This is a genomic window from Aurantiacibacter luteus, assembly GCF_001010945.1.
Taxonomy (GTDB): Bacteria; Pseudomonadota; Alphaproteobacteria; order Sphingomonadales; family Sphingomonadaceae; genus Alteraurantiacibacter; species Alteraurantiacibacter luteus.
The window spans coordinates 468,377-493,611 of the sequence record NZ_LBHB01000002.1 but is presented as its reverse complement, the minus strand read 5'-3'; the positions used below and the strand labels follow the sequence as shown (position 1 = coordinate 493,611).

Annotated in this window: 29 protein-coding genes; 17 read left to right on the top strand and 12 right to left on the bottom strand. The window is 67.3% G+C overall.

Features of this window, described 5'->3' with window-relative positions; all coding sequences use genetic code 11:
• Positions 1-13 precede the first annotated feature (13 nt).
• From AAW00_RS08830 to AAW00_RS08820, 3 genes are all read left to right on the top strand, one after another.
• On the top strand, positions 14-760 hold the full coding sequence (locus AAW00_RS08830; RefSeq protein ID WP_047003982.1) for a head GIN domain-containing protein: 747 nt from the start codon (positions 14-16) through the stop codon (positions 758-760).
• A gap of 97 nt (positions 761-857) precedes the next feature.
• Positions 858-1,610 carry a GIN domain-containing protein gene (locus tag AAW00_RS08825; RefSeq protein WP_156170019.1) on the top strand — a complete coding sequence of 251 codons (753 nt, stop codon included), beginning with the start codon at positions 858-860 and terminating at the stop codon, positions 1,608-1,610.
• Between the two features lie 90 nt (positions 1,611-1,700).
• On the top strand, positions 1,701-2,039 hold the full coding sequence (locus AAW00_RS08820) for a hypothetical protein (protein WP_047003981.1): 339 nt from the start codon (positions 1,701-1,703) through the stop codon (positions 2,037-2,039).
• Here the strand turns inward: AAW00_RS08820 and AAW00_RS08815 are convergent.
• Complete coding sequence (locus tag AAW00_RS08815; protein ID WP_047004534.1) at positions 2,036-2,956, bottom strand: L-threonylcarbamoyladenylate synthase; 921 nt, start codon at positions 2,954-2,956, stop codon at positions 2,036-2,038. The genes AAW00_RS08820 and AAW00_RS08815 overlap by 4 nt on opposite strands.
• A 26-nt stretch (positions 2,957-2,982) precedes the next feature.
• Here AAW00_RS08815 and AAW00_RS08810 point away from each other — a divergent pair, with 26 nt between their 5' ends.
• Positions 2,983-3,807: a DUF815 domain-containing protein gene (locus AAW00_RS08810; RefSeq protein ID WP_047003980.1), complete on the top strand. Its 825-nt coding sequence runs from the start codon at positions 2,983-2,985 to the stop codon at positions 3,805-3,807.
• Here the strand turns inward: AAW00_RS08810 and AAW00_RS08805 are convergent, their stop codons facing one another.
• The gene (locus AAW00_RS08805) at positions 3,808-5,265 is read right to left on the bottom strand and encodes a PQQ-dependent sugar dehydrogenase (RefSeq protein WP_047003979.1); all 1,458 of its coding nucleotides are present in this window, start codon (positions 5,263-5,265) and stop codon (positions 3,808-3,810) included.
• A 62-nt stretch (positions 5,266-5,327) separates the two neighbouring features.
• On the opposite strand from AAW00_RS08805, the gene AAW00_RS08800 reads away from it, so the two are divergent.
• Together AAW00_RS08800 and AAW00_RS15290 are read left to right on the top strand one after the other, a co-directional pair.
• On the top strand, positions 5,328-5,807 hold the full coding sequence (locus AAW00_RS08800) for a GAF domain-containing protein (protein ID WP_047003978.1): 480 nt from the start codon (positions 5,328-5,330) through the stop codon (positions 5,805-5,807).
• Positions 5,808-5,937: 130 nt separating this feature from the next.
• Positions 5,938-6,783 (top strand): glycine zipper domain-containing protein, encoded by an 846-nt coding sequence (locus AAW00_RS15290; RefSeq protein WP_052761855.1) that lies wholly within the window; start codon positions 5,938-5,940, stop codon positions 6,781-6,783.
• Positions 6,784-6,825: 42 nt separating this feature from the next.
• Here the strand turns inward: AAW00_RS15290 and AAW00_RS08790 are convergent, their stop codons facing one another.
• The 6 genes from AAW00_RS08790 to AAW00_RS08765 form a co-directional block, all read right to left on the bottom strand.
• On the bottom strand, positions 6,826-7,809 hold the full coding sequence (locus tag AAW00_RS08790) for a ParB/RepB/Spo0J family partition protein (protein ID WP_047003977.1): 984 nt from the start codon (positions 7,807-7,809) through the stop codon (positions 6,826-6,828).
• The gene (locus AAW00_RS08785; protein WP_047003976.1) at positions 7,806-8,582 is read right to left on the bottom strand and encodes a ParA family protein; all 777 of its coding nucleotides are present in this window, start codon (positions 8,580-8,582) and stop codon (positions 7,806-7,808) included. Before AAW00_RS08785 ends, AAW00_RS08790 begins: the two co-directional genes overlap by 4 nt.
• Positions 8,579-9,205 (bottom strand): 16S rRNA (guanine(527)-N(7))-methyltransferase RsmG, encoded by a 627-nt coding sequence (rsmG, locus tag AAW00_RS08780; RefSeq protein ID WP_047003975.1) that lies wholly within the window; start codon positions 9,203-9,205, stop codon positions 8,579-8,581. Before rsmG ends, AAW00_RS08785 begins: the two co-directional genes overlap by 4 nt.
• Positions 9,202-11,055 (bottom strand): tRNA uridine-5-carboxymethylaminomethyl(34) synthesis enzyme MnmG, encoded by a 1,854-nt coding sequence (gene mnmG / locus AAW00_RS08775; protein WP_047003974.1) that lies wholly within the window; start codon positions 11,053-11,055, stop codon positions 9,202-9,204. The genes rsmG and mnmG overlap by 4 nt, the downstream gene beginning before the upstream one ends.
• A gap of 73 nt (positions 11,056-11,128) precedes the next feature.
• The gene (gene mnmE, locus AAW00_RS08770; RefSeq protein WP_047004532.1) at positions 11,129-12,403 is read right to left on the bottom strand and encodes a tRNA uridine-5-carboxymethylaminomethyl(34) synthesis GTPase MnmE; all 1,275 of its coding nucleotides are present in this window, start codon (positions 12,401-12,403) and stop codon (positions 11,129-11,131) included.
• A gap of 10 nt (positions 12,404-12,413) precedes the next feature.
• Positions 12,414-12,683 carry a DUF6489 family protein gene (locus AAW00_RS08765; RefSeq protein ID WP_047003973.1) on the bottom strand — a complete coding sequence of 90 codons (270 nt, stop codon included), beginning with the start codon at positions 12,681-12,683 and terminating at the stop codon, positions 12,414-12,416.
• A gap of 145 nt (positions 12,684-12,828) precedes the next feature.
• Between AAW00_RS08765 and AAW00_RS08760 the strand changes: the two genes are divergently transcribed.
• Complete coding sequence (locus AAW00_RS08760) at positions 12,829-14,451, top strand: FMN-binding glutamate synthase family protein (RefSeq protein WP_047003972.1); 1,623 nt, start codon at positions 12,829-12,831, stop codon at positions 14,449-14,451.
• 38 nt (positions 14,452-14,489) lie between these two features.
• Here the strand turns inward: AAW00_RS08760 and rho are convergent, their stop codons facing one another.
• The 3 genes from rho to hemE form a co-directional block, all read right to left on the bottom strand.
• Positions 14,490-15,746 (bottom strand): transcription termination factor Rho, encoded by a 1,257-nt coding sequence (gene rho / locus AAW00_RS08755; RefSeq protein ID WP_047003971.1) that lies wholly within the window; start codon positions 15,744-15,746, stop codon positions 14,490-14,492.
• 171 nt (positions 15,747-15,917) lie between these two features.
• Positions 15,918-16,370: a CopD family protein gene (locus AAW00_RS08750; RefSeq protein WP_047003970.1), complete on the bottom strand. Its 453-nt coding sequence runs from the start codon at positions 16,368-16,370 to the stop codon at positions 15,918-15,920.
• A 53-nt stretch (positions 16,371-16,423) separates the two neighbouring features.
• Positions 16,424-17,440 carry a uroporphyrinogen decarboxylase gene (gene hemE / locus AAW00_RS08745; protein WP_047003969.1) on the bottom strand — a complete coding sequence of 339 codons (1,017 nt, stop codon included), beginning with the start codon at positions 17,438-17,440 and terminating at the stop codon, positions 16,424-16,426.
• A gap of 301 nt (positions 17,441-17,741) precedes the next feature.
• Between hemE and AAW00_RS08740 the strand changes: the two genes are divergently transcribed.
• The 10 genes from AAW00_RS08740 to AAW00_RS08695 all read left to right on the top strand — a co-directional run bounded on the left by AAW00_RS08740 (position 17,742) and on the right by AAW00_RS08695 (position 24,222).
• On the top strand, positions 17,742-18,587 hold the full coding sequence (locus AAW00_RS08740; protein ID WP_047004531.1) for a pyruvate, water dikinase regulatory protein: 846 nt from the start codon (positions 17,742-17,744) through the stop codon (positions 18,585-18,587).
• 10 nt (positions 18,588-18,597) lie between these two features.
• Positions 18,598-19,176: a Maf family protein gene (locus AAW00_RS08735; protein ID WP_047003968.1), complete on the top strand. Its 579-nt coding sequence runs from the start codon at positions 18,598-18,600 to the stop codon at positions 19,174-19,176.
• Positions 19,173-20,030 carry a shikimate dehydrogenase gene (aroE, locus tag AAW00_RS08730; protein ID WP_047003967.1) on the top strand — a complete coding sequence of 286 codons (858 nt, stop codon included), beginning with the start codon at positions 19,173-19,175 and terminating at the stop codon, positions 20,028-20,030. Before AAW00_RS08735 ends, aroE begins: the two co-directional genes overlap by 4 nt.
• On the top strand, positions 20,027-20,626 hold the full coding sequence (coaE, locus tag AAW00_RS08725) for a dephospho-CoA kinase (protein WP_047003966.1): 600 nt from the start codon (positions 20,027-20,029) through the stop codon (positions 20,624-20,626). Before aroE ends, coaE begins: the two co-directional genes overlap by 4 nt.
• 26 nt (positions 20,627-20,652) lie before the next feature.
• On the top strand, positions 20,653-21,339 hold the full coding sequence (gene dnaQ / locus AAW00_RS08720) for a DNA polymerase III subunit epsilon (RefSeq protein WP_047003965.1): 687 nt from the start codon (positions 20,653-20,655) through the stop codon (positions 21,337-21,339).
• A 53-nt stretch (positions 21,340-21,392) separates the two neighbouring features.
• Entirely contained in the window at positions 21,393-21,968 is a 576-nt protein-coding gene (gene hpf / locus AAW00_RS08715) for a ribosome hibernation-promoting factor, HPF/YfiA family (protein ID WP_047003964.1), read from the top strand.
• Between the two features lie 120 nt (positions 21,969-22,088).
• The gene (locus AAW00_RS08710) at positions 22,089-22,550 is read left to right on the top strand and encodes a PTS sugar transporter subunit IIA (protein WP_047004530.1); all 462 of its coding nucleotides are present in this window, start codon (positions 22,089-22,091) and stop codon (positions 22,548-22,550) included.
• The gene (locus AAW00_RS08705; RefSeq protein ID WP_047003963.1) at positions 22,537-23,019 is read left to right on the top strand and encodes a PaaI family thioesterase; all 483 of its coding nucleotides are present in this window, start codon (positions 22,537-22,539) and stop codon (positions 23,017-23,019) included. Before AAW00_RS08710 ends, AAW00_RS08705 begins: the two co-directional genes overlap by 14 nt.
• Before the next feature lies 1 nt (position 23,020).
• Complete coding sequence (locus tag AAW00_RS08700) at positions 23,021-23,362, top strand: DUF1491 family protein (RefSeq protein WP_047003962.1); 342 nt, start codon at positions 23,021-23,023, stop codon at positions 23,360-23,362.
• Between the two features lie 203 nt (positions 23,363-23,565).
• On the top strand, positions 23,566-24,222 hold the full coding sequence (locus AAW00_RS08695) for a cell wall hydrolase (protein ID WP_047003961.1): 657 nt from the start codon (positions 23,566-23,568) through the stop codon (positions 24,220-24,222).
• Between the two features lie 217 nt (positions 24,223-24,439).
• Here AAW00_RS08695 and xth read toward each other — a convergent pair whose 3' ends face one another.
• The gene (xth, locus tag AAW00_RS08690; RefSeq protein ID WP_047003960.1) at positions 24,440-25,225 is read right to left on the bottom strand and encodes an exodeoxyribonuclease III; all 786 of its coding nucleotides are present in this window, start codon (positions 25,223-25,225) and stop codon (positions 24,440-24,442) included.
• Positions 25,226-25,235: the final 10 nt, after the last annotated feature.

Genomic DNA, 25,235 nt, shown 5'->3' with positions numbered 1-25,235 from the left:
GCGGAGAAGAGACATGGGAAGCACGGCATTTTCGATAGGGCTTGGCGCTGCGGCGCTGCTGAGTCTTGGCGGCTGCGAGCTCGACGACGCGGTGGTCGCGGGCGATTTCGACGGCGTGCCGCTCGCCCGGCTCGAAACCCCCGCCGAGATCCCCCAGGGCGTGGTGCTCGGCGGGCCGGACCGGGTGGTGGTGGTCGAAGGGACGCGCTTCGGCGTGACCGTCGAGGGTAGCGAGCGGGCGAAGCAGCGCATGCGCTTCGCCATCGATGACGACGCACTGGTGATCGGCCGCGAGGACGGCGACTGGCGCGACGAGGACTACGCCACCGTCACCGTGACCATTCCCGCCCCTTCCGCACTGGTGATCGGCGGATCGGGCACCCTGACCAGCTTCGCCGTCGCCGGCGATGCCGACGTGGTGATCGGCGGCTCCGGTTCGCTCGATGTCGCGCGCGTCGATGCGCGGGAACTCAGCGTCGTCATCGGCGGCAGCGGCACGGCGCGGCTCGCAGGCAGGGCCGAGGACATGGACATCGTCGTCGCGGGCAGCGGCAGCGCGGACATGGCGCGGCTCGCAGTCGGCAGGGCGGAGGTCATGGTCGGCGGATCGGGCGATGCGGCCTTTGCTTCCGACGGGACCGTCAGCGCCACAATCGCCGGGTCGGGCACCGTCACCGTCGACGGCGATGCCGATTGTTCGGTCGAGTCGGCGGGTTCCGGCTCGCTGGTCTGCGGCGGGCAGGCGATTGCCGCGCGTTGAGCCCTCGGCAAACTGCTGCCGTCCACCGACGAGCGGCTTTGCCCGGAGCGGCACTTTCGTGTATTAGTAACCTAATACGCAATCGGAGGTGGCAGCCATGAACTTCGATAGACTGATCCGCACCATCGGCCAGGCCCTTGGCGAGGCGATGGCCGAAAGCGGCAAGTTTCGCTTCCAAGGCGACAACGAGAACGAGGCCGATGGCTGGAGCAGCTTCGACGCGCTCTCGCTGGAAGGCGGCGCGCCGACGAAGCTCAAGGTCGCGCTGTCGGGCAAGGACCGGGTGCGCGTGACGGACGGCGATGGCTTCGTCGTTATGGTCGACGGAGAGGACATCGACGCTCTGCGCTTCCGCCGCGACGGCGATACGCTGCGCATCCGTCGCCGCCGCTCCGGCGCGCCGTGCACCGTCGGCATCACCATTCCGGCACTGCGGGAGGTCGCCGTTGCCGGCGGCGGTACGGTCGAGGCCGCGCGGCTGACCGGCGTGGCCCGGGTCGCGATCGGCGGATCGGGCGAAGTCCGCATCGATAAATGCGACTGCGATCTCGTCACGGCGAAGATCGGCGGATCGGGCCGCATCGCGCTTGCCGGCCGCAGCGAAGCCTTGGAGGTCGCCATCGGCGGCAGCGGGCATTTCGTCTCGCCCGGGCTCGCGGTGGATATTGCCGAGGTTCGCATCGGCGGGTCGGGCAAGGCCAGCTTCGCCTGCGACGGCGCGGTGGAGGCGCGCATCGGCGGATCGGGCGACATCGTCGTCCACGGCAGCCCGCGCGTTTCGCTCAAGTCCGGCGGATCGGGCCGCCTGACCACCATCCCGCAAGAGGCCGCGGGCGACGAGGCCGCCTGACGGGGCGCCCGTCAAGGTTCATTGCGTACTCAGACAGGTGGGTCCATGCACGGCGAGGTTACCAGACGCCCCCATGCATGAGACCCGCCGATGAACCGCAAGCACACCATCCTGATCGTCGCGCCGCTGCTGGTTGCAGGCCTCGGTGGATGCCTCGCCAAGACCGCGGTCGACGTGGTGACGGCCCCGGTCCGGATCGCCAGCCGCGCGGTCGACCTCGCCACCGTCAGCCAGTCCGAACGCGACGAGCAGCGCGGGCGCGAGATCCGGCGGCGCGAGGAGCGACTCGCCGAATTGCAAGGCGACTACGCCGATAAAGAGGAGCGCTGCCTCGCCGGCAATGACCGCGCCTGCCGCGAGGCCGTGGAACTGCGTGCCGAGATCGATGCGCTGCTGCCCACGATCCCGGTCGAGCCGGAAGAGGACTAGGCCTTCGCCGCGCGCGCCAGCCGGTCGTTGATCGCCCGGCCCATGCCGTGCCTCGGGATCGGAGCGACGGCAATGGTCGCCTTAGAGGATGCCGCCGCCTCGTGCAGGCATGCGTAGAGCCGGGACGCGGCCTCGGCCAGGTCCCCTGTCGGCGACAGGTTCGTGTCTCCAACCGCAGCGCCGAACCCGATCACATAGCTTCCCGGCGGGGGCTCGGCGCAATCGAGCGTCAGCGGCTTGCCGGGCGAATAGTGCTTCTCCAGCTGCCCCGGCGCCTCGATAGTCGCGCCGCGCGACTTTTCCTCCGTACCGAGGAGCCGCGCAAGTTCCTCGGCGCCGACGGGGCCGGGTCGCAGCAACGACCAGCCGCCGTCCGGACGCAGCGCGACGATCGTCGATTCCAGCCCCGCCGTGCATTCCCCCCCGTCGATCACCGGCGGAGCCGCCTCGCCGAAGGAAGCGCGCACGTGTTCGGGCCGCGTCGGACTGAGACGGTAGCTGCGATTGGCGGACGGCGCGGCGAGCGGCAGGCCCAGTCCGGCCAGCACCTCTGCGGCGAGCGGGTGCGCGGGCTGGCGCAGGGCAATGGTCGGCAGCCCGGCGGTGACGGCCGGGGCGATGGCAGCGCCCTCGCGCAGCGGCAGCACCAGCGTCAGCGGGCCCGGCCAGAACCGCGCGGCCAAGGCCTCGGCGCGCGCGTCGAAATGCGCCAGGCCGCGCGCCATCGCCAGCGAAGCGACGTGGACGATAAGCGGATTGAAGTCCGGTCGGCCCTTGGCGCGATAGATCTTCGCCACCGCCTCCCCGCTGTCGGCCCGCGCGGCAAGGCCGTAGACCGTCTCGGTGGGCAGAGCCACGAGCTCGCCGGCGCGCAGGCGCTGGACGGCCTCGGCCACGGTCACGCTCTTGTCGGTCATCGCCAGCGCCTGTAGCTCCTGCACCGATGCAAGACCACGCCCAACTGCTCGCCCGCATCGCCGACGCGCTCGAGCGATTGGTACCACCCCCGCCGGTTGCGCCGGACTGGCTGGCGCATCCCGCCTATGTCTGGACCGGCAAGACCGCGCGCGGAGTGGAGCGGATCGAGGCGCCGGCGCTCGAGCTGCTGCTGGGCGTGGACAGGCAGAAGGCGGCGGTCACCGAGAATGTCGCGCGGCTGTCCGAGGGCTCGGCGGCGCACGACATGCTGCTCTGGGGCGCGCGCGGCATGGGCAAGAGCGCCCTCGTCCGCGCCGCCGTGGTGCAGGACCACGAGGCCGGCGGCTGGGTGGGTCTGGTGCAGGTCGCGAGCGAGGCGGTGGGCACGCTGCCCGCACTGTTCGCCGAACTGGCGCGCGTGGAGCGCGAGTTTCTCGTCTTCCTCGACGACCTGGGTTTTGCCGAGGGCGACACCGTCACCCCGCATCACCTGCGCAGCTGGCTCGACGGCGGGGTGGATGCTCGGCCAGCCAACGTGCGTATCGCCCTCACCTCCAACCGCCGCGCCGTGGTGCCGCGCGAGGCAGCCGAGCAAGGCGATCCGCTCAACCCGCGCGACGCGGTGGACGACACGCTGGCCCTCGCCGACCGGTTCGGCCTGTCGCTGGGCTTCCACGCGGCAAGCCAGGACGACTACCTCGCCATGGTCCGCAGTTATGCCGAAACCTACGGGCTCAGGCTGAATGAAGCCGACGCGCTCGAGTGGGCGAAGCGGCGCGGCGCCCGGTCGGGCCGCGTCGCCTGGCATTACGTCATCGAGGTCGCCGGGCGCACCGGGCGACAGCTCTAGCTACATCACGTCCGACATCGGGATCGCGCCTTCCTCGAAGGCTCGGCGCGGATCGCCCTGCAATTGCCGGCGCGGCGGCAGGCGTTCGCCGGTGTTGCGCTCGATCGCCGTGCCGGGGGTCGCCGTGGGCGACTGCACGCGCCAGATGATGTTCGCCGTATCATCGCTCACCAGCAGCGCGCCGGTACGGTCCCAGGCCAGCCAGGTCGGGCGCCCACGGGTCTGCTCATCGTCGATCAGGAAGTTGGTCAACACCGGCACCGGCTTGCCCGTGGGATTGCCGCGATCGTCGAAGGCGACGAAGACCACGTCGTAGCCCGACTGCGGCACGCGGTTCCACGATCCATGGCGGGCGATGAAGGCGCCCTGCCCCATGCCCATCCGGTTGCCTTCGCCGGTAAAGGTCAGGCCCAGCGCCGCGACGTGCGCGCCCAGCGCGTATTCGGGCCTGCGGCTATAGTCGGTGAGGAAGCGCGGCATCGGCGCCTCCACCCGCTCGTCGACCACGTCGCCGAAATAGACCCATGGCCAGCCGTAGTTGGCGCCGATGGGGACGTTGGTCATGTAGTCGGGCACCAGGTCGGAGCCCAGCATGTCGCGCTCGTTCACCGTGGTCCACAGCTCGCCGGTCCACGGGTTGAACGCCATCCCGTTGGGATTGCGCAGCCCCGCGCCGAAGAGGCGTGCGGAGAGGTTGGGAAGGTAGAGCTCGTGAATTGCGGCGCGGTTCTCCTCAACTTCCATCCCGCTTTCGCCGATGTTGGAGGCCGAGCCCACGGCGACGTACAGCCGCTCGCCATCGTCGCTCAACAGCAGGTTGCGCATCCAGTGATTGCCCGCCGCGGGCAGGTCGGCCAACTTCTCGGGCTCTCCCGTCACCACATCGTCGCCCAGCGCATAGTCGAAGCGCAGTATGGCGTCGTGATTGGCGATGTAGAGCTTGCCGTCGGCCCAGGCGATGCCGGACGGCGAGGACAGGTCGGCCTCGCGCAGCACGTGGCGCTCCTCGGCCATTCCGTCGCCGTCTCCGTCGCGCAGCAGCACGAGCTGGTTGGCGGACGGGACCGCCGCGCCCGCCTTGGAGAACAGCGCCTTGGCGACGAGATTCGTGAAGAACCCGCCCGCCACCGGGCGATCGGGCGCGTTGGTGAGAGTCACCAGGACGTCGCCGTTGGGCAGGGTGTAGATCACGCGCGGATGGTCGAGCCCCTCGGCGAAGCGATTGACCACCAGGTCCTGCGCCGCCGTCGGTGCCTCGCCCTCGCCCCAGCCCACTGGCGAGACGACGCCGACGGTGGGAAAAGTCTGCGGATCGGGCTCGACCAGCGTGGGGTCGGTCCCCGTAGTGTCGTCGAGCGGGATCGTCGCCTCGACGGGACGGGTCAGCCACCACACGGCGATGGCAGTCACCACGACGGCGACGAGAAGGGCGATGAGGATTTTCTTGAGGATGCGCATGGCCGCGGTGATACGGCGCGCGCCGCTAGGCGGCAACGGATTTGGCGGCTAGGGGCCGTGTCATGTTCGATTTCAAACCCGATGCCGCCGCTTCCAAGCCCGAATTCTACCGCGCTCTGGTCGAGGCCGCTGATGCGCTGACCGCAGGCGAGCCCGATGGCGTGGCCAACATGGCCAACGTCGCCGCGCTGATGGGAGAGTGGATGGACGACTGCAACTGGACGGGCTTCTACCGCATGGTCGATGGCGAGCTTGTCCTGGGGCCGTTTGCCGGCAGGCCCGCCTGCATCCGCATCCCGCTGGGCGTGGGGGTGTGCGGTGCTGCCGCGCGGGGCGAAACGCAGCTGGTGGCGGACGTCCACGCCTTTCCCGGGCACATCGCCTGCGACGCGCGCAGCCGGTCCGAACTCGTCGTGCCCGTGATACGCGATGGTGCGGTGGTGGCGGTGATCGACCTCGACAGCCCCAGCCTCGCGCGCTTCGATACCGAGGACCGCGACGGGATCGAAGCGCTGGCCGCCGTGCTGGCCCATCGCATCTAAGCGGCGCTCCCCCGCGTGCACTGACCCGTATCGGGACAGCAGCGCCAGAACCCGTGGATTTGCGGGACATTCAAGGTAAATTCCAGGTTAACGGGTAATCTGCCCGAACCGAACAGGGGAATTTGCCGCGATGTCGACCCGTAACCGCCTGCTGCTCGCAAGCGCCGCCTTGCTGGCGGTGTCCACCCCGGCTCTCGCGCAGGAGGTCGTCTACGACGATGGCGCCGTGGTCTACGAGCACGACATCGCTGCCGATCCCGACGGCTACGACGGGCGTTACCAGGGCGGCTGGGAAGGCCATTGGGTCGACCGCGACCACTACGAAGGCGAATGGGACGGCACCTACCACGCCGAGGGGCACGGCGACGCAAGGCGCGATCCGCGCTACCTGCCCGCTTCGCCCGATGGCCGTCTCGCCTATACGCTGGCCGAGCGCGAAGCCTGGCTTTCCGACTGCCGCCTGCTGATGGCCGACGGCGGCGGCTACTACGATGATGACCGCTATTACGACCGGCGCGGCGGCAACGGCGCAGTCATCGGCGGGCTGGTGGGTGCGGTCACTGGCGGCGTGATCGGCAACCGCGTCGCCGACGGCAACCGCACGGCCGGCACCCTGATCGGTGCGGGTGTCGGCGGGCTGGCCGGGGCCGCGGTCGGCTCGGCGCTGGACAGCGACGGCGACGGCTATGCTTCGCGCGGCGAGATCTGGGCCGATCGCTACTGCGATGCCTATCTGCGCCGCTACGAGATGGGCGGCGGATCGTGGGGCTACGGCCAGCAGCAGATGATGATGGTCATGCCCGTCGCGGCGCATGGCATGGGCGGGCATCGCCACGACGCCAATTGCCGCACCATCGTGACGGAAGAAATTGTCGAGATCGAGGAGGCCGCACCGGCCCCGCGTCCGCGCGCCCGCCGCACGATTCGTCGCCCTATTCGCGAGCCGGGCAAGCTCACCCCGATCGCGGGATCCTGAGCCGGACAAGTCGCGCGGCGCGACTTTCGCGCCGCCGCAGTGTCAGATGCCGCCGCCCGTAAGCCTTTGACAGATAAGGTCTAACTGGTCTAAGGTGCGGAAACGCACAGTCACCGCGCCCGACCGTGGGTCACTGTCCGTGGCAATCTTCACCGGCAGGCCGAGAAATTCCTCGAGGTGGTTCTCGACCGCCGCGATGTCGGCGTCTTGCGCCGGGTCGCGCGGCGGGCGAGCGCGGCGCTGCGCCGGTGTATCGCCAGCCTTGGCCTTGCGCGCGAGTTTCTCGACATCGCGCACCGAGAGACTCTTGGCGATAGCCTCGTTCGCCAAGTCCGATGCATTGTCGAGCCCGATCAGCGCGCGGCCATGGCCCATGTCGAGCCGCCCGGTCTCGATGTGATCGAGAACGTCGTCGGGCAGCGACAGCAGTCGTTGAAGGTTTGCGACATGGCTGCGGGATTTCTCGACCAGCCCGGCAATCTCTGCCTGTGTCATGTCCTCGTATTCGGCGAGGCGCTGATAAGCGCGCGCCTCCTCGACCGGGTTCAGGTCCTCGCGCTGCACGTTCTCGATGAGGGCGAGCGCCATCACGTCGCGATCGGCGAGGTCGCGGATCAAGGCAGGGATTTCGTGCAGCTGCGCCTTTTGCGAAGCGCGCCAGCGGCGCTCGCCGGCCACCAGCTGGAACTTCCCGTTCGCCAGCGGACGCACGATCACCGGCTGGATCACGCCGCGGCTGGCGATCGACGCGGCTAGCTCCGCCAGTGCTTCCTCGTCGAAAAACCGGCGCGGCTGATCGGGATGCGGTTCGATGTCGGCAATGGCGATGGTGGCGAGGCCATCGGTCGTGGCGCCCCCCCTCTCGGCCGGATAGGCGAGCCCGCCGGACAGTCGCGGAGTGGGGCGCGAAGCCACCAGCGGCTCCTCCCGCCGCGCCTCGCCCAGCAGCGCGCCGAGGCCCTTGCCCAGCTTGCGCCGGGGCGCGGCGGGGCGCGCCTCGCCGTTCTCGGTCTCGTTGTCGCTCATGCCGCTGCCCTCTCCTTTGGAAGCCTGCCGATCAGTTCGCGCGCCAGGTCCATGTAGGCGCGGCTTCCCATGCACGAATGGTCGTAGACGAGCGCGGGCAGTCCGTGGCTCGGAGCTTCCGACAGGCGGACGTTGCGGGGAATGACCGCGTTGAAAACAAGATCGCCGAGACATTCCCGGACGTCGTCGGCCACCTGGTCCGTCAGGCGGTTGCGGCGATCGAACATGGTGAGCGCGACGCCCACAATGCCGAGATCGGGGTTAAAGCGTTGCTGGACCTGCTCAACGGTCTGGAGCAGCTGGCTGAGGCCCTCGAGCGCGAAAAACTCGCACTGCAGCGGTACCAGCAGGGTATCTGCGGCGCAGAGCGCGTTGAGCGTGAGCAGCCCCAGCGACGGAGGGCAGTCAATGAAAGCGACGTCGTGCCCCCGATGCCCGGCCAAGGCCTCGCGCAGACGGTAGGTGCGGTTCTCGGCAGCGACCAATTCGATTTCGGCCCCGCTGAGGTCGACGGTAGCGGGCAGGAGATCCAGCCCGGGGATGCTGGTGGACGAAATACATTCGGAAACAGGCACTTGGTCAACCAGCACGTCATAGCTGGACGCCTCGCGCGCAGCTGCGCTTACGCCGATCCCGGTCGAAGCATTGCCTTGCGGATCGAGATCGATCAGCAGCGTGCGCCAACCGCTGGCCGCCATCGCAGTGGCGACGTTGATGGCACTGGTGGTCTTCCCCACCCCGCCCTTCTGATTGGCAATCGCGATGACGATCATGTGCGCGAAGGCCTCCCTTGCCCCACCAAAATTGCTGCCTCCGGATCGGTCCGGGACTGTTCCACGTGAAACATCGCGCGGACGTAGGGAGGCTGCTCGGCCAGTTCTTGCGCTGCCGAACGGCCTTTCGGCAACACCCATAAGGTCGAGCGTGTGGAAAACCGGGTGGACAAGTCCATCAGCTTACCCAGCGGGGCAAAGGCGCGTGCAGTAATAATTGAGACCTGCCGGGTCTCCACGTTCTCGAGTCTGCTGCCTTCGACTGAGCAATTCGTGAGCCCGAATTGGCTGATATTGGCCCGCAACCATTCTATCCGCCGCTTACGCGATTCGACTAGGATGATCGATTGCTCCGGTCGCGCCAATGCGACAACCAAGCCTGGCAAGCCCGCACCGCTGCCGAGGTCGAGCCACGTTCCTGTTTCACGTGGAACATGGTCGAGTATTTGCAGGCTGTCGGCGATGTGACGTTGCCAGACATGGTCCAAACTCGCGGACGAGACGAGATTTTGCCTCGAATTCTCGTCTCGAAGTTGCTCGATGAAGCGCTCTATTCGTTCCAACCCTCGCTCATCGCAACGTTCCGCGCTGAACGATCGCGCCTGCGCTTCCGTGGTGATCATGCCGCTCTCGAGAGACGCCGTGCGTGAACGAGTAACGCCGCAAGTGCGGCAGGGGTGATCCCCCGCACACGACTGGCAGCGGCAAGAGTGGAAGGGCTCGCCAGCGATAGCCTCTCGACCATTTCATTCGAGAGACCGGGAACATTGGCATAGGGAAACTCGTCCCCCAGCTTCACCTCCTCGCTTTGCCGAAGGTCTCGCAATTCGGCCTCCTGACGCGCCAGGTATGGCGCATAAAAACTGTCCTCCGCTACTTCTTCCGCGATAGCGGAGTGCGGCGCCAGTCCCGTCGGAAGCCACGGGGAGAAGATGTCCAGGTTCATGCCGGGAAACGTAAGCCATTCGGATATTGAGCGTCGCCCTGAATCGCGGCGCACCGGTGCACCCGCGTCGTGCAATTCGCTGGAGGTAACGTTGTTGGCAAAAGCCTTGTTCCACGTGGAACGCTCACATTCGCGCTGCTGGAACCAGTCCCTGCGTTCGCTTCCCACGCAACCCACGTCAATGGCCATTGGGGTCAAGCGGGAACTTGCGTTATTGGCTCGCAATCGCAGCCGGAACTCGGCCCGGGCCGTCAGCATGCGATACGGCTCGCTGACCCCTTGCAGCGTAAGATCGTCCACCATCACCGCCATATAGCTGTTGGCGCGGTCAAGCGCTGGAGGGGCGCGATCTAGCACATCGCACGACGCGTGCAGACCCGCCCACAAGCCCTGTGCGGCCGCTTCCTCATACCCGGTCGTGCCGTTGATCTGGCCTGCAAAGTACAGTCCCGGAATGGCGCGCACCTGCAGATCCCGACCCAGCGCACGAGGGTCGATATGGTCGTATTCGACCGCGTAACCTGGCACCTCCATCCGAACTTCTTTCAGTCCCTTCATGGCATGGAGCATCGCCAGCTGGACATCGGTGGGAAGTGAGGTGCTGATGCCGTTGGGATAGACCAGATGAGTCCCCAGCCCCTCGGGTTCGAGGAAGACCTGGTGCCCGTCGCGGTCGGCGAAGCGGTGAATCTTGTCCTCGATCGACGGGCAATATCGTGGACCCGCCGCATCGATGGCGCCGGTGAACAAGGGGGAACGGTCGAGGCTCGCCGCGATAATCTCGTGCGCCTTGGCATTGGTGCGCGTGATAGCGCAGAACACCTGCGGATTGGCACGAGCACCTGTAAGCGGCGACATCGTCCACGGCTCATCATCGGAAGGCTGTTCTTCCAGACGCGCCCAATCGATGGTTCGTCCGTCCAGCCGAGGCGGAGTTCCCGTCTTAAGGCGCGCCATAGGCAGGTTCGCCCTACGCAGCTGCTCGGCCAGGCATTGCGCGGAATTTTCCCCGATGCGTCCACCCTCGAGCCGTTCCTCGCCACGAAAGAGCTTCCCGCCCAAGAAAGTGCCGGTGCATAAGATTACGGCTTTCGCGGTCAGGGTGGAGCCGTCGGCAAGTTCGATACCGGTAACACGCTCGCCCTGCATGACGAGCGCGGCTGCCTCTCCTTCGACGATTCGGAGGGTGGGCTGCGCAGCGAGCATTGCCTGAACCGCTCGGCGGAACAGCCTGCGGTCCGCCTGCACGCGCGGACCCTGCACCGCACTCCCCTTCGAGCGGTTTAGCATCCGGTAATGGATGGCCGCGGCGTCCGCCGCACGACCGATCAGCCCGTCGAAGGCATCGACCTCCCGGACGAGATGACCCTTGCCCAAACCGCCGATGGCCGGGTTGCAACTCATCGCTCCGACAGTGGCAGCACCGAAGGTGACAAGCGCGATTGCAAGGCCCATGCGCGCCGATACGGCCGCCGCCTCGCAGCCAGCATGGCCCCCGCCGATCACGATGATGTCGAATGCGCTCATGGAGTGGCAGATAGTGGCCGGCCAAATCCCGGTCAAAGGATTAGCTGCGCGGTTGTTGTTTCACGTGGAACAGCTATTTGCCGATGCAGAATCGGCCAAACAGCGTGTCGAGTACGTCCTCCGTGGAGGTCCTTCCAACCAAGGCATCGAAGGCCGCACGGCAGCGCCGCAACTGCTCGGCAACAAGAAGCGGATCGCCGAGCCCCTCGGCGCCGTCCAAGGCCTCCAGCGCCTCACCCATCCGCTCGCGCTGACGCCGGTTCAGCGCGGTTGCGCCCGGGGTCGGCATCTCTTCGCGTGCCCGCTCGATCAGGGCGCGGCGCAGGTCGTCCATGCCCTCACCGGTAACCGCAGAGACGCGCAGACGCGGCGCGACCTTGGGTTCGCGCTCGGGACGGTCGCATTGGGCATCGATCTCCCAGCTCCCCTCCGGACCGGAGCCCTCCCTCCCCAGCCACAGCACGAGGTCGGCACGCTGGATTTCCCCTTGAGCGCGGGCGATACCGATGGCCTCGATACCGTCGTCGCCGGGAGCACGCAGCCCGGCCATGTCGACCAGCGTGAAGGGAATGCCGGCAAGCGCCAACGGACGCGTAAGAACATCCCGCGTGGTGCCCGCGGTATCTGCTGTAATCGCCGCATCATCCCCGCACAAGGCATTGAAAAGCGTGGATTTCCCGGCATTGGGCGGCCCGGCCAGGGCGACCCGGTAGCCATCGCGCAAGGTCTCCGCGTGCGGAGCGTCCAGCGCGCCCAGCAAGGCTTGCGACAATTCATTTACCGAGGTGGAGAAACTGGCCGGAAGCTCGGCCACATCGTCTTCGTCGTCGAAGTCCAGCACAGCCTCGACTTGTGCGGAGAGCGCCAACACCGAAGCACGCCACTCCTCGACCTGCCGCGAAAACGCACCGCTGGCCAGCTGCAATGCGCTGCGCCGCTGCAGCTGCGTTTCGGCCGCCAGAAGGTCCGCCAGTCCCTCAGCCTCGGCAAGGTCGATCCGGCCGTTGGCAAAAGCGCGGCGGGTGAACTCTCCTGGCTCGGCCCGGCGACAGTCCGGCAGCGCGGATAGCGCAGCCTCTATCGCGGCGACCACCGCGCGGCCGCCGTGGCAATGCAATTCGGCCAGGTCCTCCCCCGTCGCGGAGGCCGGACCGGGAAAGAACAGCATCAATCCATCGTCGAGAGCCTCGCCGCTACCGTCGCGAAAGACCGCCCGCGTGGCGTGACGGGGCGCCGGGACCCTGCCCGCGATCGCCATCAGTGCCATCGGCGCGGCCGGGCCGGTTATGCGAATTACCCCGATCCCCGCCGGCGGCGCGCCGCTCGACAGGGCGAAGATGGTATCCACGCGCCCGCGCTCAGTCGTCCGTCTTGCCACCCGGCCGCCGCGAGGAAGTGCCCGACGCCTTGCTCGCTCCGTCCACGAAGCTCTGGAACATCTTCAGGCCCATCTGCCCCATCGGCGCCAGCTGCTTCGCATACTGTTCGAGCTGGTCGGTGTTGGTCACGCCCTTCATCGCCTTGGTGATGGTATCGACGTAGATCGCATTGGCCTGCTCGACATCGGGCAAGCCCATGAACTGGCGCGCTTCCTCGGGAGTGCAGTCGATCTCGATATGGAGCTTCATCTCGGGACACCTTTCCGGGCCTGCCGCGTAGTGAGGCTGAGCGCCGAGACCCCCAGGCGCGCAGCGGGAGTCCCTATATGAGCGAGTTCGCGGCGAATTCCAGCCACTCCCGCGCCAGACCCTCATCGCCCGGAGTGCGGTGCTGATGGAGAACCGGGCCAACCTTCGCGAATCCGCGAGACTCGTCACCCGCTTTGCCCTGCCGGCGCTGCTGCTGGCGCTGACCGCACTGCTGGTGACCGCCGGCGGGTACTGGCTCTGGGGCTTGGTGCTGACCGTGCCGCTGCTGCTGGTGGCGCTGTGGGACTTCGTGCAGCGCAAGCACACCCTGCGGCGCAACTACCCGCTGCTGGCCCGCGTGCGCTGGCTGATGGAGGACATGCGGCCGTACCTGCGCAGCTACATCGTCGAGGGCGACCTCGAGGGGCGGCCCTTCAATCACGACGAACGCGCGCTGATCTATGCCCGCAGCAAGGGCCAGCTCGATTCGCATCCGTTCGGCACCGAGCTGGACGTCTATTCCGACGAATACGAGTGGCTGGCCCACTCCATCGTGCCCAACGCGGATGCGCCATCCGAATGGCGGGTGGACGTGGGCGGCGACCAATGCACCAGGCCCTACTCGGCCTCGCTCCTCAACATTTCCGCCATGAGCTTCGGCTCGCTGTCGGCGAACGCGATCATGGCGCTGAACCAGGGCGCGGCGGCGGGCAATTTCTATCACGACACCGGCGAGGGCGGCCTGTCGCGCTATCATCGCTCCCACGGCGGAGATCTCGTATGGGAAATCGGCAGCGGCTACTTCGGCTGCCGCACGCAGGACGGCCGCTTCGATCCCGCGCGCTTTGCCGATACCGCGCAGATCGACCAGGTGAAGATGGTCGAGATCAAGTTGAGCCAGGGCGCCAAGCCCGGCCATGGCGGGGTCTTGCCGGGCGCCAAGGTGACGGAGGAAATCGCCGAGGCGCGCGGCGTACCCGTCGGCACGGATTGCGTTTCGCCCCCGGGCCACTCCGCCTTTTCCACGCCCACCGGGCTGCTCGAATGGGCGGCGCAGCTGCGCGAACTGTCGGGCGGCAAACCCGTCGGCATCAAGTTGTGCATGGGCAAACCGCACGAATTCTTCGCCGTGGTCAAGGCCATGTGCGCAACCGGGATCATGCTCGATTACATCGTGATCGACGGGGCCGAAGGCGGCACCGGGGCCGCGCCGGTGGAATTCTCAAACCGGGTGGGAATGCCCCTGCGCGAAGGGCTGATCCTGGCGCGTAACGCCCTCGTGGGGGCGGACCTGCGCGACAAAATCCGTATCGGGGCCGCGGGCAAGGTGCATTCGGGCGCGGGCATGGCGATGAATTTCGGCCTCGGCGCCGACTGGTGCAACGCGGGCCGCGCATTCATGTTCGCGCTGGGCTGCGTGCAGTCGATGAAGTGCCACACGGACCGTTGCCCGACGGGCATCGCCACGCAGGACGCCACCCGTCAGCGCGGACTGGTGGTGCCGACCAAGGCGGAGCGCGTCACCCGCTTCCAGCGCCACACGCTTCATGCCCTGCGCGAGATGGTCGTGGCGATGGGGCTGGAAACGCCCTGGCAGATCCAGCCGCGCCACCTGTTCGAACGTCAGAACAGTGCCCGGTCGGACACCATCGACAACATCTACCGCTTCCTCGAACCGGGCGAACTGCTCGCCGATCCGGGTGGCACGCCCTATGCCCGAGACTGGGCGGGCGCACGGGCGGACAGTTTCGTGTCCGCAGGGCGCTAGGCGGACGGCCCGCCAGCAGCCCTGCCGGACCGGCCGACCTACTGGTTCATCGTGGCGAAGAAATCCTCGTTGGTCTTGGAATCCTTCATCTTGTCGAGGAGGAATTCCATCGAATCGACCGTGCCCATCTGCATGAGGATGCGGCGCAGGACCCACATCTTGCTGAGCTGGTCCTTCTCGACCAGCAGCTCTTCCTTGCGGGTGCCGCTCTTGCCCACGTCGAGCGCGGGGAAGATGCGCTTGTCGGCCACCTTGCGATCGAGCACGATCTCGGAATTGCCGGTGCCCTTGAACTCTTCGAAGATCACCTCGTCCATGCGGCTGCCGGTGTCGATCAGCGCGGTGGCGATGATCGACAGGCTTCCGCCTTCCTCGATGTTGCGCGCCGCGCCGAAGAAGCGCTTGGGGCGCTGCAGGGCATTGGCGTCGACACCGCCGGTCAGCACCTTGCCCGAGGACGGCACAACGGTGTTATAGGCACGGCCGAGGCGGGTGATGGAGTCGAGCAGGATCACCACGTCCTTCTTGTGTTCGACCAGGCGTTTGGCCTTTTCGATGACCATCTCGGCCACCTGCACATGGCGGCTGGCAGGTTCGTCGAACGTCGAGGAGATCACCTCGCCGTTCACGCTGCGCTGCATGTCGGTGACCTCCTCGGGCCGCTCGTCGACGAGCAGGACGAGGAGGAAGACCTCGGGGTGGTTGTCGGTGATGGCCTTGGCGATGTTCTGCAGCAGCACCGTCTTGCCGGTGCGCGGCGGGGCCACGATCAGCGCGCGCTGGCCCTTGCCCTGCGGACTGATGAGGTCGATCACGCGGGCCGACTTGTCCTTGACCGTCGGGTCCTTGGTGTCGAGCTGCAGGCGCTCGTCGGGATAGAGCGGCGTGAGGTTGTCGAAATTGGTGCGATGGCGCACCGCGTCCGGGTCCTCGTAGTTGACGCACTTGAGCTTGGTCAGCGCGAAGTAGCGTTCGCCGTCTTTGGGAGCGCGAATCTCGCCTTCCACCGTGTCGCCGGTGCGAAGGCCCCATTTGCGGACCTGATTGGGCGAGACGTAGATGTCGTCCGGCCCGGCGAGGTAGTTCGCCTCGGGGCTGCGCAGGAAGCCGAAGCCGTCCTGCAGCACCTCGATCGTGCCGATGCCGAGGATTTCCTCGCCGTCTTCGGCCACTTCGCGCAGGATCGCGAAGATCAGGTCCTGCCGGCGCATCGTGCTGGCGCCCTCGACCTCGTATTCCTCGGCCATGGCGACGAGGTCCGCCGGCGTCCGCTGTTTCAGTTCCTTGAGATGCATGTCTTTGGTATTCCGTTGTATTCGTTGGGATGCCGGCAGGCCTAAGGGGCTTGGAGAAAGCAGACCCGGATCGCCGCTCTGGTCGCGGGCGATCCTTCGCCGGTGGTGAGTGCGGGTCTATGCCCGCGAGAGGGTCGGGTCAATTCGCCAGATGCGCGGCGCGGCGAAAAATCAGAACGGCTTGACCACGACCAGCACGACGATGATCGCCAGCAGCACACCGGGCACTTCGCCGATCATGCGCAGCCGGCGTTCGCTCAAAGGTCGCTCGCCACGCGCCATCGCCTTTGCCTTGGCCACCAGGAAACCGTGGAAGCCGGTCAGGATGACGACGAAGAGCAGCTTGGCGTGGAGCCATCCGAGCCCGCCCGCGCCGCTGAACAGGCCCAGTTGCGCGGCCATCAGCAGGCCCAGCACCCAGGTAACGATCAGGCTGGGCGTGAGGATTATCCGCCGCAGCAGCCCGCTGCGCTTCGCCCACAGCGCCTCTTCCTCCGACCCAGCGGCGGCGGGGGCCATGTAGATCATCTGCCGCGGCAGCATGAACAGGCCCGCCATCCAGAACACCATGAAGATGATGTGCCCGGCCTTGAGCCAGAAATAGATCGTCGCGAGGAAAGCCATTCTGCCCGCTGTCTAGGCCCACGCAGGCCCGCCGTCATCCGATTCTTGCGGGTTCAGCCGCGGAGCCTCGCGAGCAGGCGCTCGACGTGCGGGATCGGCGTCTCCTTGTCGATCCCGTGGCCGAGATTGAACACATGGGGACGGTTTGCGAAAGCCGCAAGGATGGCGTCCACGGCCGCGTCCAGCGTAGGCCCTCCCGCCAGCAGCAGCATGGGGTCGAGATTGCCCTGCACGGGCATGTCAGCGGGCAGCTGGGCGTCGATCCAGGCGCAGTCCTGCGTTTCGTCGATGCCCAGCGCGTCCACCCCCGTCTCGCGCGCATAGGCCGGCAGCTTCGCGCCCGCACCCTTGGGAAACCCGATAACGGGAATACCGGGCCGCGCTTGGTGGATGGCCGCCGCGAGCCGGGCGTTGGGGGCAATCACCCAGCGCTCGAACTGCGCCGGACTGAGCGACCCCGCCCAGCTGTCGAACAGCTGCACCGCCTCCGCGCCCGCGTCGATCTGGCCGATGAGGTATTCGACGGTTGCTGCCTCGATCGCGTCGACCAGCGACTGGAACGCGCCCGGATCGCGCCAGGCAAGGCTGCGCGCCGCACCCTGGTCCTTCGAGCCCGCGCCCGCCACCATGTAGGTGGCCACGGTCCACGGGCTGCCGGCAAAGCCCAGCATCGTCACCTCGGGCGCCAGCATGGCGCGAGTGCGGCGCACGGTCTCGTAGACCGGATCGAAGTGATGGCGCGCCGCCTCGAGCTGCTGCCAGGCCCCGTCGACCAGCGGCGGTGCCAGCCGCGGCCCCTCGCCCGCCTCGAACCACAGGTCCTGCCCCAGCGCGTGCGGCACGATCAGGATGTCGGAGAACAGGATCGCCCCGTCGAAGCCGAAGCGGCGGATCGGCTGGACCGTCACCTCGGCGGCGGCCTCGCTGTCATAGACCAGCTCGAGGAAACCGCCCTTCTCGGCCCTGAGCGCGCGGTATTCGGGCAGGTAGCGCCCGGCCTGCCGCATCAGCCAGACGGGCCGCCTCTCGGTCCGCGTGCCGAGCAGGTTATCGAGGAGCGGTCCGGGCATTCGGGTAGGTCCAATCCAATAAATAAATAGATTTATAAAAGGATTCTGGACTCTGTTGGCCCTGTGAATTGCGGGGAAAACGCGATGTCACCGGAATCCTCCCGGGTTTCCCCGGCGCTCCGGGGCCATCGACTCGCGTGGCCGCGCCGTCAAGCAAAGCTTCTCCCCGCTACCCACAGCCTGCGGACAAGAATCTGTCCCTGCGGATTTGTGCTGGGCGAATCGGCCGGCAGCGGGGGCACATTCGGGTCCAGTGCTTGTCCGCAGCCCCCTCCCGTGGTTTATGCACCCGCATATCCACATGACCCGCCTGCACCTTCACCTGCTGTCCGACTCCACCGGCGAGACGCTGGAAATGGTCGCCAAGGCCGCCCTCGCGCAGTTCGACGAAGAAGGCGTTGTCCGCCATTTCTGGCCGATGGTGCGCAGCAGCCAGCATCTCGGCCGCCTGTTCGACGAGTTCAAGGCCAATCCCGGCCTCGTGCTCTATACACTGGTGAATGAGGACCTGCGCACCCGGCTGGAGGAACGCTGCGTCGCGCTCGGCCTGCCGCACGCCGACGCGCTGGAGACGGTGACGCTCGCGCTGGAAAAGGAGTTGGGGCAGGAGGCGCACGGCCGCCCCGGTCGCCAGCACCGCATGGACGATGCCTATTTCGCCCGCGTCGATGCGATCCAGTTCACCATCGCCCACGACGACGGGATCGGCTGGGAGAACTGGGAGGAGGCGGACATCGTGCTCGCGGGCGTATCGCGCACCAGCAAGACGCCCACCAGCATCTACCTCGCGAACCGCGGGTTCAAGGTCGCCAACATCCCGCTGGTGGTCGAAAGCCCGCCGCCCGACCTGCTGTTCCGCCTGCGCCATCCCATGGTGGTGGGTCTCACGACCGCGCACGACCGGCTGATCCAGATCCGCCGCAATCGCCTGCTCTCCCTGAACGAGCGGACCGAGACCGCCTATGTCGACGAGGAGCGCGTGAAGGCGGAAATCGCCTTTGCAAGGCGGATGTTCGCCGACAACGGCTGGCCGGTGATCGACGTGACGCGCCGCTCGATCGAGGAAAGCGCGGCTGCCATCATCAAGCTGTGCCAGGAGCGCGCTGCGCGCGACATCCCGCCGCGTCTCGGCCCCAAGCCCATCTGAAAGCCGCACGATGCTCGTCCTCGCCTCCAAGTCCGCCTCGCGCCGCGCCATGCTGGAGGCCGCGGGCGTCGAATTCATGTGCCAGCCCGCCCAGCTCGACGAGCGCGCGCTGGAACGCGAGCTGGGCGAGGTGCCGCCCGCCTTCGTCGCCGGCGCGCTGGCCGAGGCCAAGGCGCTCTCGGTGCCGGGCGGACCCTACCCGGTGCTCGGCAGCGATTCGGTGGTCTCGGTCGAGGGACAGCGGTTCGACAAGCCCGCCAGCCGCCAGCAGGCCGCCGAGCACCTGCGCTTCTTCTCGGGCCGGACCATGATGCTGCATTCGGGCGCCGCGCTTTCGAGCGGGGGGCAACTGCGCTGGAGCCACGTCAGCGAGGCGCGGCTGCACGTGCGCGACCTGAGCGCGGACTTCATCACGCGCTACCTCGCCGCCGAATGGCCCGAAGTCGGCCAGTGCGTCGGCGTGTTCCGGATCGAGGCCATGGGCGTGCAGCTGTTCGAGCGCATCGAAGGCGACCATTTCACCGTGCTCGGGATGCCGCTGCTCGAAGTGTTGGGCGCGCTGCGCGATCTCGGCGAACTGCCGCGATGAGCGCCTATGCGGAGGTCATCGGCGATCCCATCGCCCAGTCGAAGTCGCCGGCGATCCACAACCACTGGCTCGGCAAGCTAGGCGTCGACGCGCGCTACGAGGCGCACCGGGTGGCGCCCGCGGACCTCGCCGCATACGTGGCCGCGCGGCGCGACGACCCGGACTGGCGCGGGTGCAACGTCACCATGCCGCACAAGCAGGCGATCTTGCCCCTGCTCGACCGGCTGGAGATCGGCGCCGAGCTGGTTGGAGCGGTCAACACCGTCACCCGCCGCCACAACGGCGCGCTGATCGGCAGCAATACCGATGGCGCGGGTTTCCTGGAGCCGCTCGCGGCCGACCTTGCCGAGACCCACTGGTTCCGCATGGCCCGCGTGCTGGGCACCGGCGGCGCGGCGCGGGCCATCGTGGCGGCGCTGGCCGAGCATGGCTTCACCATCGTCCTGGCGGGCCGCGACGAGGCCAAGGCACGCGCCCTGCTGGAAGAAATCGACCCGGAGGGCGAACACCACGTCGCCCCGCTCTCGCACTTCGCCGCGCCGACCGATTTCGCCTTCGACGACCGCGAGGGCTGCCTCGACCTCGTCGTCAACGCCAGCCCGCTCGGCATGGCAGGGCAGCCGGCGCTGGCCCTAAATTTCAGCCACGTGCCGCCCGGCAGCGTGATCTACGACATCGTCACCCACCCGCTCGAAACCCCCCTGCTGGCGGAGGCGCGCGCGCGGGGCTTCCGCACGGTCGACGGCCTGTCCATGCTGATCGGCCAGGCCGCCGCCGCCTTCGAGCGGTTCTTCGGCGTGAAGCCGCCGCGCGAGCACGGCGATGCCGAGCTGCGCGCCATGCTCTCGCCGTGAGCCGCCCGCACGTCATCGGCCTCACCGGCTCCATCGGCATGGGCAAGAGCACGGTCGCCGCCATGTTCGAGGCCGAGGGCGTGCCGGTCTTCGATGCCGACCGCGAAGTCCACGCGATGCAGGGCCCGGGCGGACTGCTGGTTCCCGCCATCGAGGCCGCCTTTCCGGGCAGCACCGGACCTGCGGGCGTGGATCGCGCCATGCTCGGCGCGCTGGTCTTCGGCGACCGCGATGCCCTCGCCCGGCTGGAGACGATCGTGCACCCCGCCGTTGCCCGCGCGCGAGAGGCGTTCCTCGCCGCCCATGCCGATGCCCCGCTGGTGGTCTTCGACATCCCCCTGTTGTTCGAAAAGGGATCGCAGGCGCTGGTCGATGCCGTCGTCGTCGTCTCCGCCCCGGCCGAGGTGCAGCGCGATCGCGTGCTGGCGCGCGACGGGATGACGGCGGAGAAATTCGCCCGCATCCTCGCCCTGCAGGTGCCCGACGCCGAGAAGCGCGCGCGCGCCGATCACGTCATCGACACCGGGACCACGCTGGAGGAGACCGCGCAGCAGGTCGCCGCGCTGGTGGCAACCTTTCGGGCAGGCTTGCACTAGCCCCATGCCGACTCGATAAAGTCCCCATGCGCGAAATCATCTTCGATACCGAGACCACCGGCCTCGACCCCGCCACCGGCGACCGCATGGTGGAAATCGGCTGCATCGAGATGATCAACCGCGTCGCCACGGGCCGCACCTATCACGCCTATTACAATCCCGAGCGCGACATGCCGATGGAGGCCGAGCGGGTGCACGGCCTTTCTTCCGCTTTCCTCTCCGACAAGCCGCTGTTCCGCGACGGGATGGAGGAGCTGCTCGAATTTCTCGGCGATTCTCCACTGGTGGCGCACAACGCGCAGTTCGACTTCGGCTTCCTCAACCACGAACTCGGCCGGTGTCAGCGCGAAGCCGTGTGCCAGAGCCGAATGATCGATACCCTCGCGATCGCCCGCCGCCGCCATCCCGGGGCCAAGCATTCGCTCGACGCGCTGTGCAGCCGTTACGGAGTCGATCGCAGCCACCGCGTGCTCCACGGCGCGCTGCTGGACGCCGAATTGCTGGCGCAGGTCTATGTCGAGTTGACGGGCGGACGGCAGATCGGGCTGGAGCTGGCGGCCGATGTGGCGAGCGACAACGTCGTCGAAGTCGCTGTATTCCGGCCCACAACCGGCAAACTGCGCCCGCCGCGCCCGCACGCTCCGTCCGCCGACGAATTGGCCCGGCACAAAGTGTTTCTCGCAACGCTGCAATCTCCCCTCTGGACTAGTTGACCTGTCGCTCCCACATCGGTGGGTAACGACGACAAGAGGAAGGAAAACCGCCCATGGATATTCGCGTGTCGGGCCACCAGGTCGATACCGGAGCAGCTTTGCAGGAACACGCTTCGGACCGTCTCACGACAATCGTCGACAAGCATTTCAGCCGCGCGCTTTCCTCCACGGTCACTTTCGGCAAGGCGCCGTCCAGCGCCTTTGCCGCCGACATCGTCCTCCACGTCAATCACGGGCTGATCCTCAAGAGCCACGGGCAGGCGCACGACGCGCACGAGGCGTTCAACCAGGCCGCCGACAAGATCGAGAAGCAGCTGCGCCGCTACAAGCGCCGGCTCAAGGACCGGCACGAGGCGCATGATCGCGCCGCGCAGGAAGAGGATGCGGCCTACACGATCTTCGCCTCGCCCTTCGACACCGAAGACGAGACCGAGATCGTCGAGGACGCGCCGCCCGTCATCGCCGAGACTCGCGTCGACATCCCCGAATGCAGCGTTTCGGACGCGGTGATGATGCTGGACCTTCGCAATACCAATGCGATGTTCTTCAAAAACGCTGGCACCGGGCGACATAATATGGTCTATCGCCGCGCTGACGGGTCGATCGGCTGGGTCGAACCGTCCCGCTAACGCCCGGCGGCTGCCCCTCGCGCGGCCGATCGGGATCGAATTACTGGAACCGCTGCTTCCACGGCGCCGCCTTCCGCGCGCTGCCGGGCCATGACAGCGACAACCGAAGATCTTTCGCCGATGACCACCCATTTTGCCCTCAGCCCCGATGCCGTGGCGCTCGAAAGCGCCGCGTCGAAGGAAGAGATACTCGAGACCCTGGCTCGCCGCTTCGCTGCCGCCTGGGATCTCGATGCCGACCTGGTGCTGGAGGGGCTGGACGAGCGCGAGAAGCTTGGGAGCACGGGCTTCGGGCGCGGGGTCGCCATCCCGCACGCGCGCATTCCGGGCATAAATCGCCCGCTGGCGGCGCTGATCCGGCTGGAGAAGCCGGTCGATTTTCAAGCCGCCGACGGCCTGCCGGTCGATCTCGTGTTCGGGCTCGTCTCTCCCGAGAACTGCGGCGCGACCCACCTGCACGCACTGGCGGCGATCTCGCGCATGGTGCGAGACGAACGCATGCACGAAGCGCTGTCCGACGCGCCCGATGCCGAGGCGCTCTATGCGCTGATCACCAACGTGACGGACCGTGACGCCGCCTGACGACAATGCGGCCGCTGCCGCTGGCGAAGCGGCGCATTTCCGCGCGCTGGAGGCGCTCTACGCCTCCGCCCCGGTGAACGCCCTGTTCGATTCGCAGTTGGAAGTGATCGGTGCGGGCCGGGCGCGCATCACCTTTGCCACGCGCGAGGACTTCTTCCACGCCGCCGGGGCGACGCATGGCACGCTCTATTTCAAGATGCTCGACGATGCGGCCTTTTACGCCGCCAATTCGCTGGTGTCCGACCGTTTCCTGTTGACCACCGGCTTCAACCTGCATTTCACCAAGCCGCTCAAAAGCGGCAAGGTGGTGGCCGAAGGGCGCTGGGTGAGCGGCAGGCGCCGCGTGTTCATTGCCGAGGCACACCTGGTCGACGAGGACGGCGAGGAGATCGGCCGCGGCACCGGCACTTTCATGCGCTCGCACATCGCGTTGTCGGGCCTTGCCGGTTACCGCCGGCCGGGCACCTGACATGGATGCGCGCCTGCCCGTCCACCTCGAGGTTTCGGGCCTGATCCGGCAGGTCCAGGCAGCGGGCGGCTTCGCCACGGTTATCGCGAAGGGTGAACGCGACGCCGGAACCTTGATAATAATCTGTGGCGAAAATGGCACAAAGTTGCGTGCCTACGAGCGGATGCCACAGCCGGGCAAGGACCGCAAATGGGTCCTCGCCAAGGCGGAAGACATTGAAGATCCGCGCGATTTCGCCGACTGGTGCGACCGGCGACGGCAGCAGGATCCGGATCTCTGGATTCTCGAGATCGACATCCGAGATGGTGAACGATTCCTCGACCCGCCCGTTGCCAAAGGTTGACTCTCGTTCCGCGACGGCTATCTGGCCCGCGACTTCGAAAGCGTAGGCCGACCTTCTTTCGCAATGAGGCGATTGCTGGCGGCGCGCAGACGGGGAGTTGACCTGCAGGTCCATTGGGATCGACCGTGGTGATGTGACCGCGCGCGAAAGCGCCGCGAACCGCAGACCTGCCAGCTCGCTCACCGCCCTAAGTACACCAACCAATGACGTTCACACCCTTGCGGGTCGGCGCGGGCGCGCTGGCTGCCGTATTGCTTGCCACACCGATCGTCACCGCCGGTAGCGGTGCCCAGGCCCAGGATCGGGCTGAGCCAGTCGAACAGACTCCGCTCGAACAGGTCGAACCCCTTTCCCCGCCGGAGCCGCAGGTGCGTTTTGTCGCCAGCGAAACCGTGCAGGAGATCACGCCGGAACAGGCCGCCGCGGACGATGTCGCCGCCAGCGATGCCGCCACCCTCGCCGAGCTGGTCGCAGAAACCGATACCTCCGCGCTGGCGCCCGAAGTGCGCTGCCTCGCGCAGGCCATTTACTTCGAAGCTCGCGGCGAATCGCTGGAAGGCCAGCTCGCGGTCGCTCGCGTCATCATCAACCGTGCCGAGAGCGATGCCTTTCCCGACGACTATTGCTCGGTCGTCACCCAGCGCTCGCAGTTCAGCTTCGTTCGCGGCGGACGCATCCCCGAGCCTGGCGCCGGTGCCGCCTGGACCCGCGCCCAGGCCGTGGCCCGGATCGCCCACCGCGACCAGTGGGACAGCCCGGCGGGCGACGCGCTGTATTTCCACGCCACCCACGTGCGCCCCCGCTGGGCCGGGCGCATGACGGCGCGTGCGACCATCAACCGACACATATTTTATAGATGAACCCGCCTCCACGGGTTCTTCCTCGCTAGACGCGCAGGCAAGCTGCACTGCGGGCGCGCGGTCGCGCTTGCGGCCCCAAGGGCCGATGTTGCGTCGCGACCAGATCCGGTCGGCGACCAGCCGATCGCAAGGCCGAACGGCCGCCCGCAGGTGCCGCGCAGCGAAGCGGAGCGAATAGCGCCGAGGACGAAGCCGCGGAGGCGGCTTCGCAGCCAGCCTAATCTCTCAATTCCACCCACACCGGCGTGTGATCGCTGGCCTTTTCGCGGCCCCTGTATTCCTTGTCCACGCCCGCCGCGACCATGCGGTCGGCGCATTCGGGCGAGAGCAGCAGGTGGTCGATGCGAAAGCCGTGGTCGCGCTGCCATGCGCCCGCCTGGTAGTCCCAGAAGGTCCACACCCCGCCGCGCGGATTGAGGGTGTCGATGGCGTCGGTCCACCCGTCGCCGAGCATGCAAAAATAGGCATCGCGCGATTCGGGCTGCATCAGCGCGTCGTTCTTCATCGCATCGACCGACCACACGTCGCGGTCGTGCGGGATGACGTTGAAATCGCCCAGCACGACGGCTGGCACCTCGTCCGCCAGCAATTCCGCCATGCGCGCGCGCAGGCGTTCCATCCACGCCAGTTTGTAGGCGAACTTCGGGCCGGGGTGCGGGTTGCCGTTGGGGAGGTAGAGGTTGCAGATGCGTAATCCGTTCACCTCGGCCTCGAGATAGCGGGCCTGCTCGCCCTCGCCCTCGTTCGGGCCGTCGATGCCGAGGCCTCGCTGCACCTCCACCGGCTCCACCCCGTCCGCCAGAATGGCGACGCCGTTGAAGGCCTTTTGCCCGTGCCAGATAGCGCGGTAGCCGATGTCGGCGAATTCCTCGGCGGGAAAGCCCTCGTCCTGGCTCTTGATCTCCTGCAGACAGGCGACCGCGGGCCGCGTTTCCTCCAGCCATTCCTTCAGGCGCGGTAGCCGCGCCTTGATGCCGTTAATGTTGTAAGTGGCGATTTTCACGCCGCCGACC

Excerpts from the sequence above, each read along its gene's own strand:
- AAW00_RS08760 (WP_047003972.1), top strand. The coding sequence starts at position 12,829 with ATGGAGAACCGGGCCAACCTTCGCGAATCCGCGAGACTCGTCACCCGC.
- AAW00_RS08815 (WP_047004534.1), bottom strand. The coding sequence starts at position 2,956 with ATGACCGACAAGAGCGTGACCGTGGCCGAGGCCGTCCAGCGCCTGCGC.
- hemE (WP_047003969.1), bottom strand. The coding sequence starts at position 17,440 with ATGCCCGGACCGCTCCTCGATAACCTGCTCGGCACGCGGACCGAGAGG.
- AAW00_RS08750 (WP_047003970.1), bottom strand. The coding sequence starts at position 16,370 with ATGGCTTTCCTCGCGACGATCTATTTCTGGCTCAAGGCCGGGCACATC.
- AAW00_RS08810 (WP_047003980.1), top strand. The coding sequence starts at position 2,983 with ATGCAAGACCACGCCCAACTGCTCGCCCGCATCGCCGACGCGCTCGAG.
- rho (WP_047003971.1), bottom strand. The coding sequence starts at position 15,746 with ATGCATCTCAAGGAACTGAAACAGCGGACGCCGGCGGACCTCGTCGCC.
- AAW00_RS08805 (WP_047003979.1), bottom strand. The coding sequence starts at position 5,265 with ATGCGCATCCTCAAGAAAATCCTCATCGCCCTTCTCGTCGCCGTCGTG.
- rsmG (WP_047003975.1), bottom strand. The coding sequence starts at position 9,205 with ATGATCACCACGGAAGCGCAGGCGCGATCGTTCAGCGCGGAACGTTGC.
- aroE (WP_047003967.1), top strand. The coding sequence starts at position 19,173 with ATGAGCGCCTATGCGGAGGTCATCGGCGATCCCATCGCCCAGTCGAAG.
- dnaQ (WP_047003965.1), top strand. The coding sequence starts at position 20,653 with ATGCGCGAAATCATCTTCGATACCGAGACCACCGGCCTCGACCCCGCC.
- AAW00_RS08820 (WP_047003981.1), top strand. The coding sequence starts at position 1,701 with ATGAACCGCAAGCACACCATCCTGATCGTCGCGCCGCTGCTGGTTGCA.
- AAW00_RS08830 (WP_047003982.1), top strand. The coding sequence starts at position 14 with ATGGGAAGCACGGCATTTTCGATAGGGCTTGGCGCTGCGGCGCTGCTG.
- AAW00_RS08735 (WP_047003968.1), top strand. The coding sequence starts at position 18,598 with ATGCTCGTCCTCGCCTCCAAGTCCGCCTCGCGCCGCGCCATGCTGGAG.
- AAW00_RS08710 (WP_047004530.1), top strand. The coding sequence starts at position 22,089 with ATGACCACCCATTTTGCCCTCAGCCCCGATGCCGTGGCGCTCGAAAGC.
- AAW00_RS08765 (WP_047003973.1), bottom strand. The coding sequence starts at position 12,683 with ATGAAGCTCCATATCGAGATCGACTGCACTCCCGAGGAAGCGCGCCAG.
- AAW00_RS08740 (WP_047004531.1), top strand. The coding sequence starts at position 17,742 with ATGACCCGCCTGCACCTTCACCTGCTGTCCGACTCCACCGGCGAGACG.
- hpf (WP_047003964.1), top strand. The coding sequence starts at position 21,393 with ATGGATATTCGCGTGTCGGGCCACCAGGTCGATACCGGAGCAGCTTTG.
- AAW00_RS08800 (WP_047003978.1), top strand. The coding sequence starts at position 5,328 with ATGTTCGATTTCAAACCCGATGCCGCCGCTTCCAAGCCCGAATTCTAC.
- AAW00_RS08700 (WP_047003962.1), top strand. The coding sequence starts at position 23,021 with ATGGATGCGCGCCTGCCCGTCCACCTCGAGGTTTCGGGCCTGATCCGG.
- AAW00_RS08785 (WP_047003976.1), bottom strand. The coding sequence starts at position 8,582 with ATGATCGTCATCGCGATTGCCAATCAGAAGGGCGGGGTGGGGAAGACC.
- AAW00_RS15290 (WP_052761855.1), top strand. The coding sequence starts at position 5,938 with ATGTCGACCCGTAACCGCCTGCTGCTCGCAAGCGCCGCCTTGCTGGCG.
- AAW00_RS08825 (WP_156170019.1), top strand. The coding sequence starts at position 858 with ATGAACTTCGATAGACTGATCCGCACCATCGGCCAGGCCCTTGGCGAG.
- AAW00_RS08695 (WP_047003961.1), top strand. The coding sequence starts at position 23,566 with ATGACGTTCACACCCTTGCGGGTCGGCGCGGGCGCGCTGGCTGCCGTA.
- AAW00_RS08790 (WP_047003977.1), bottom strand. The coding sequence starts at position 7,809 with ATGAGCGACAACGAGACCGAGAACGGCGAGGCGCGCCCCGCCGCGCCC.
- mnmG (WP_047003974.1), bottom strand. The coding sequence starts at position 11,055 with ATGAGCGCATTCGACATCATCGTGATCGGCGGGGGCCATGCTGGCTGC.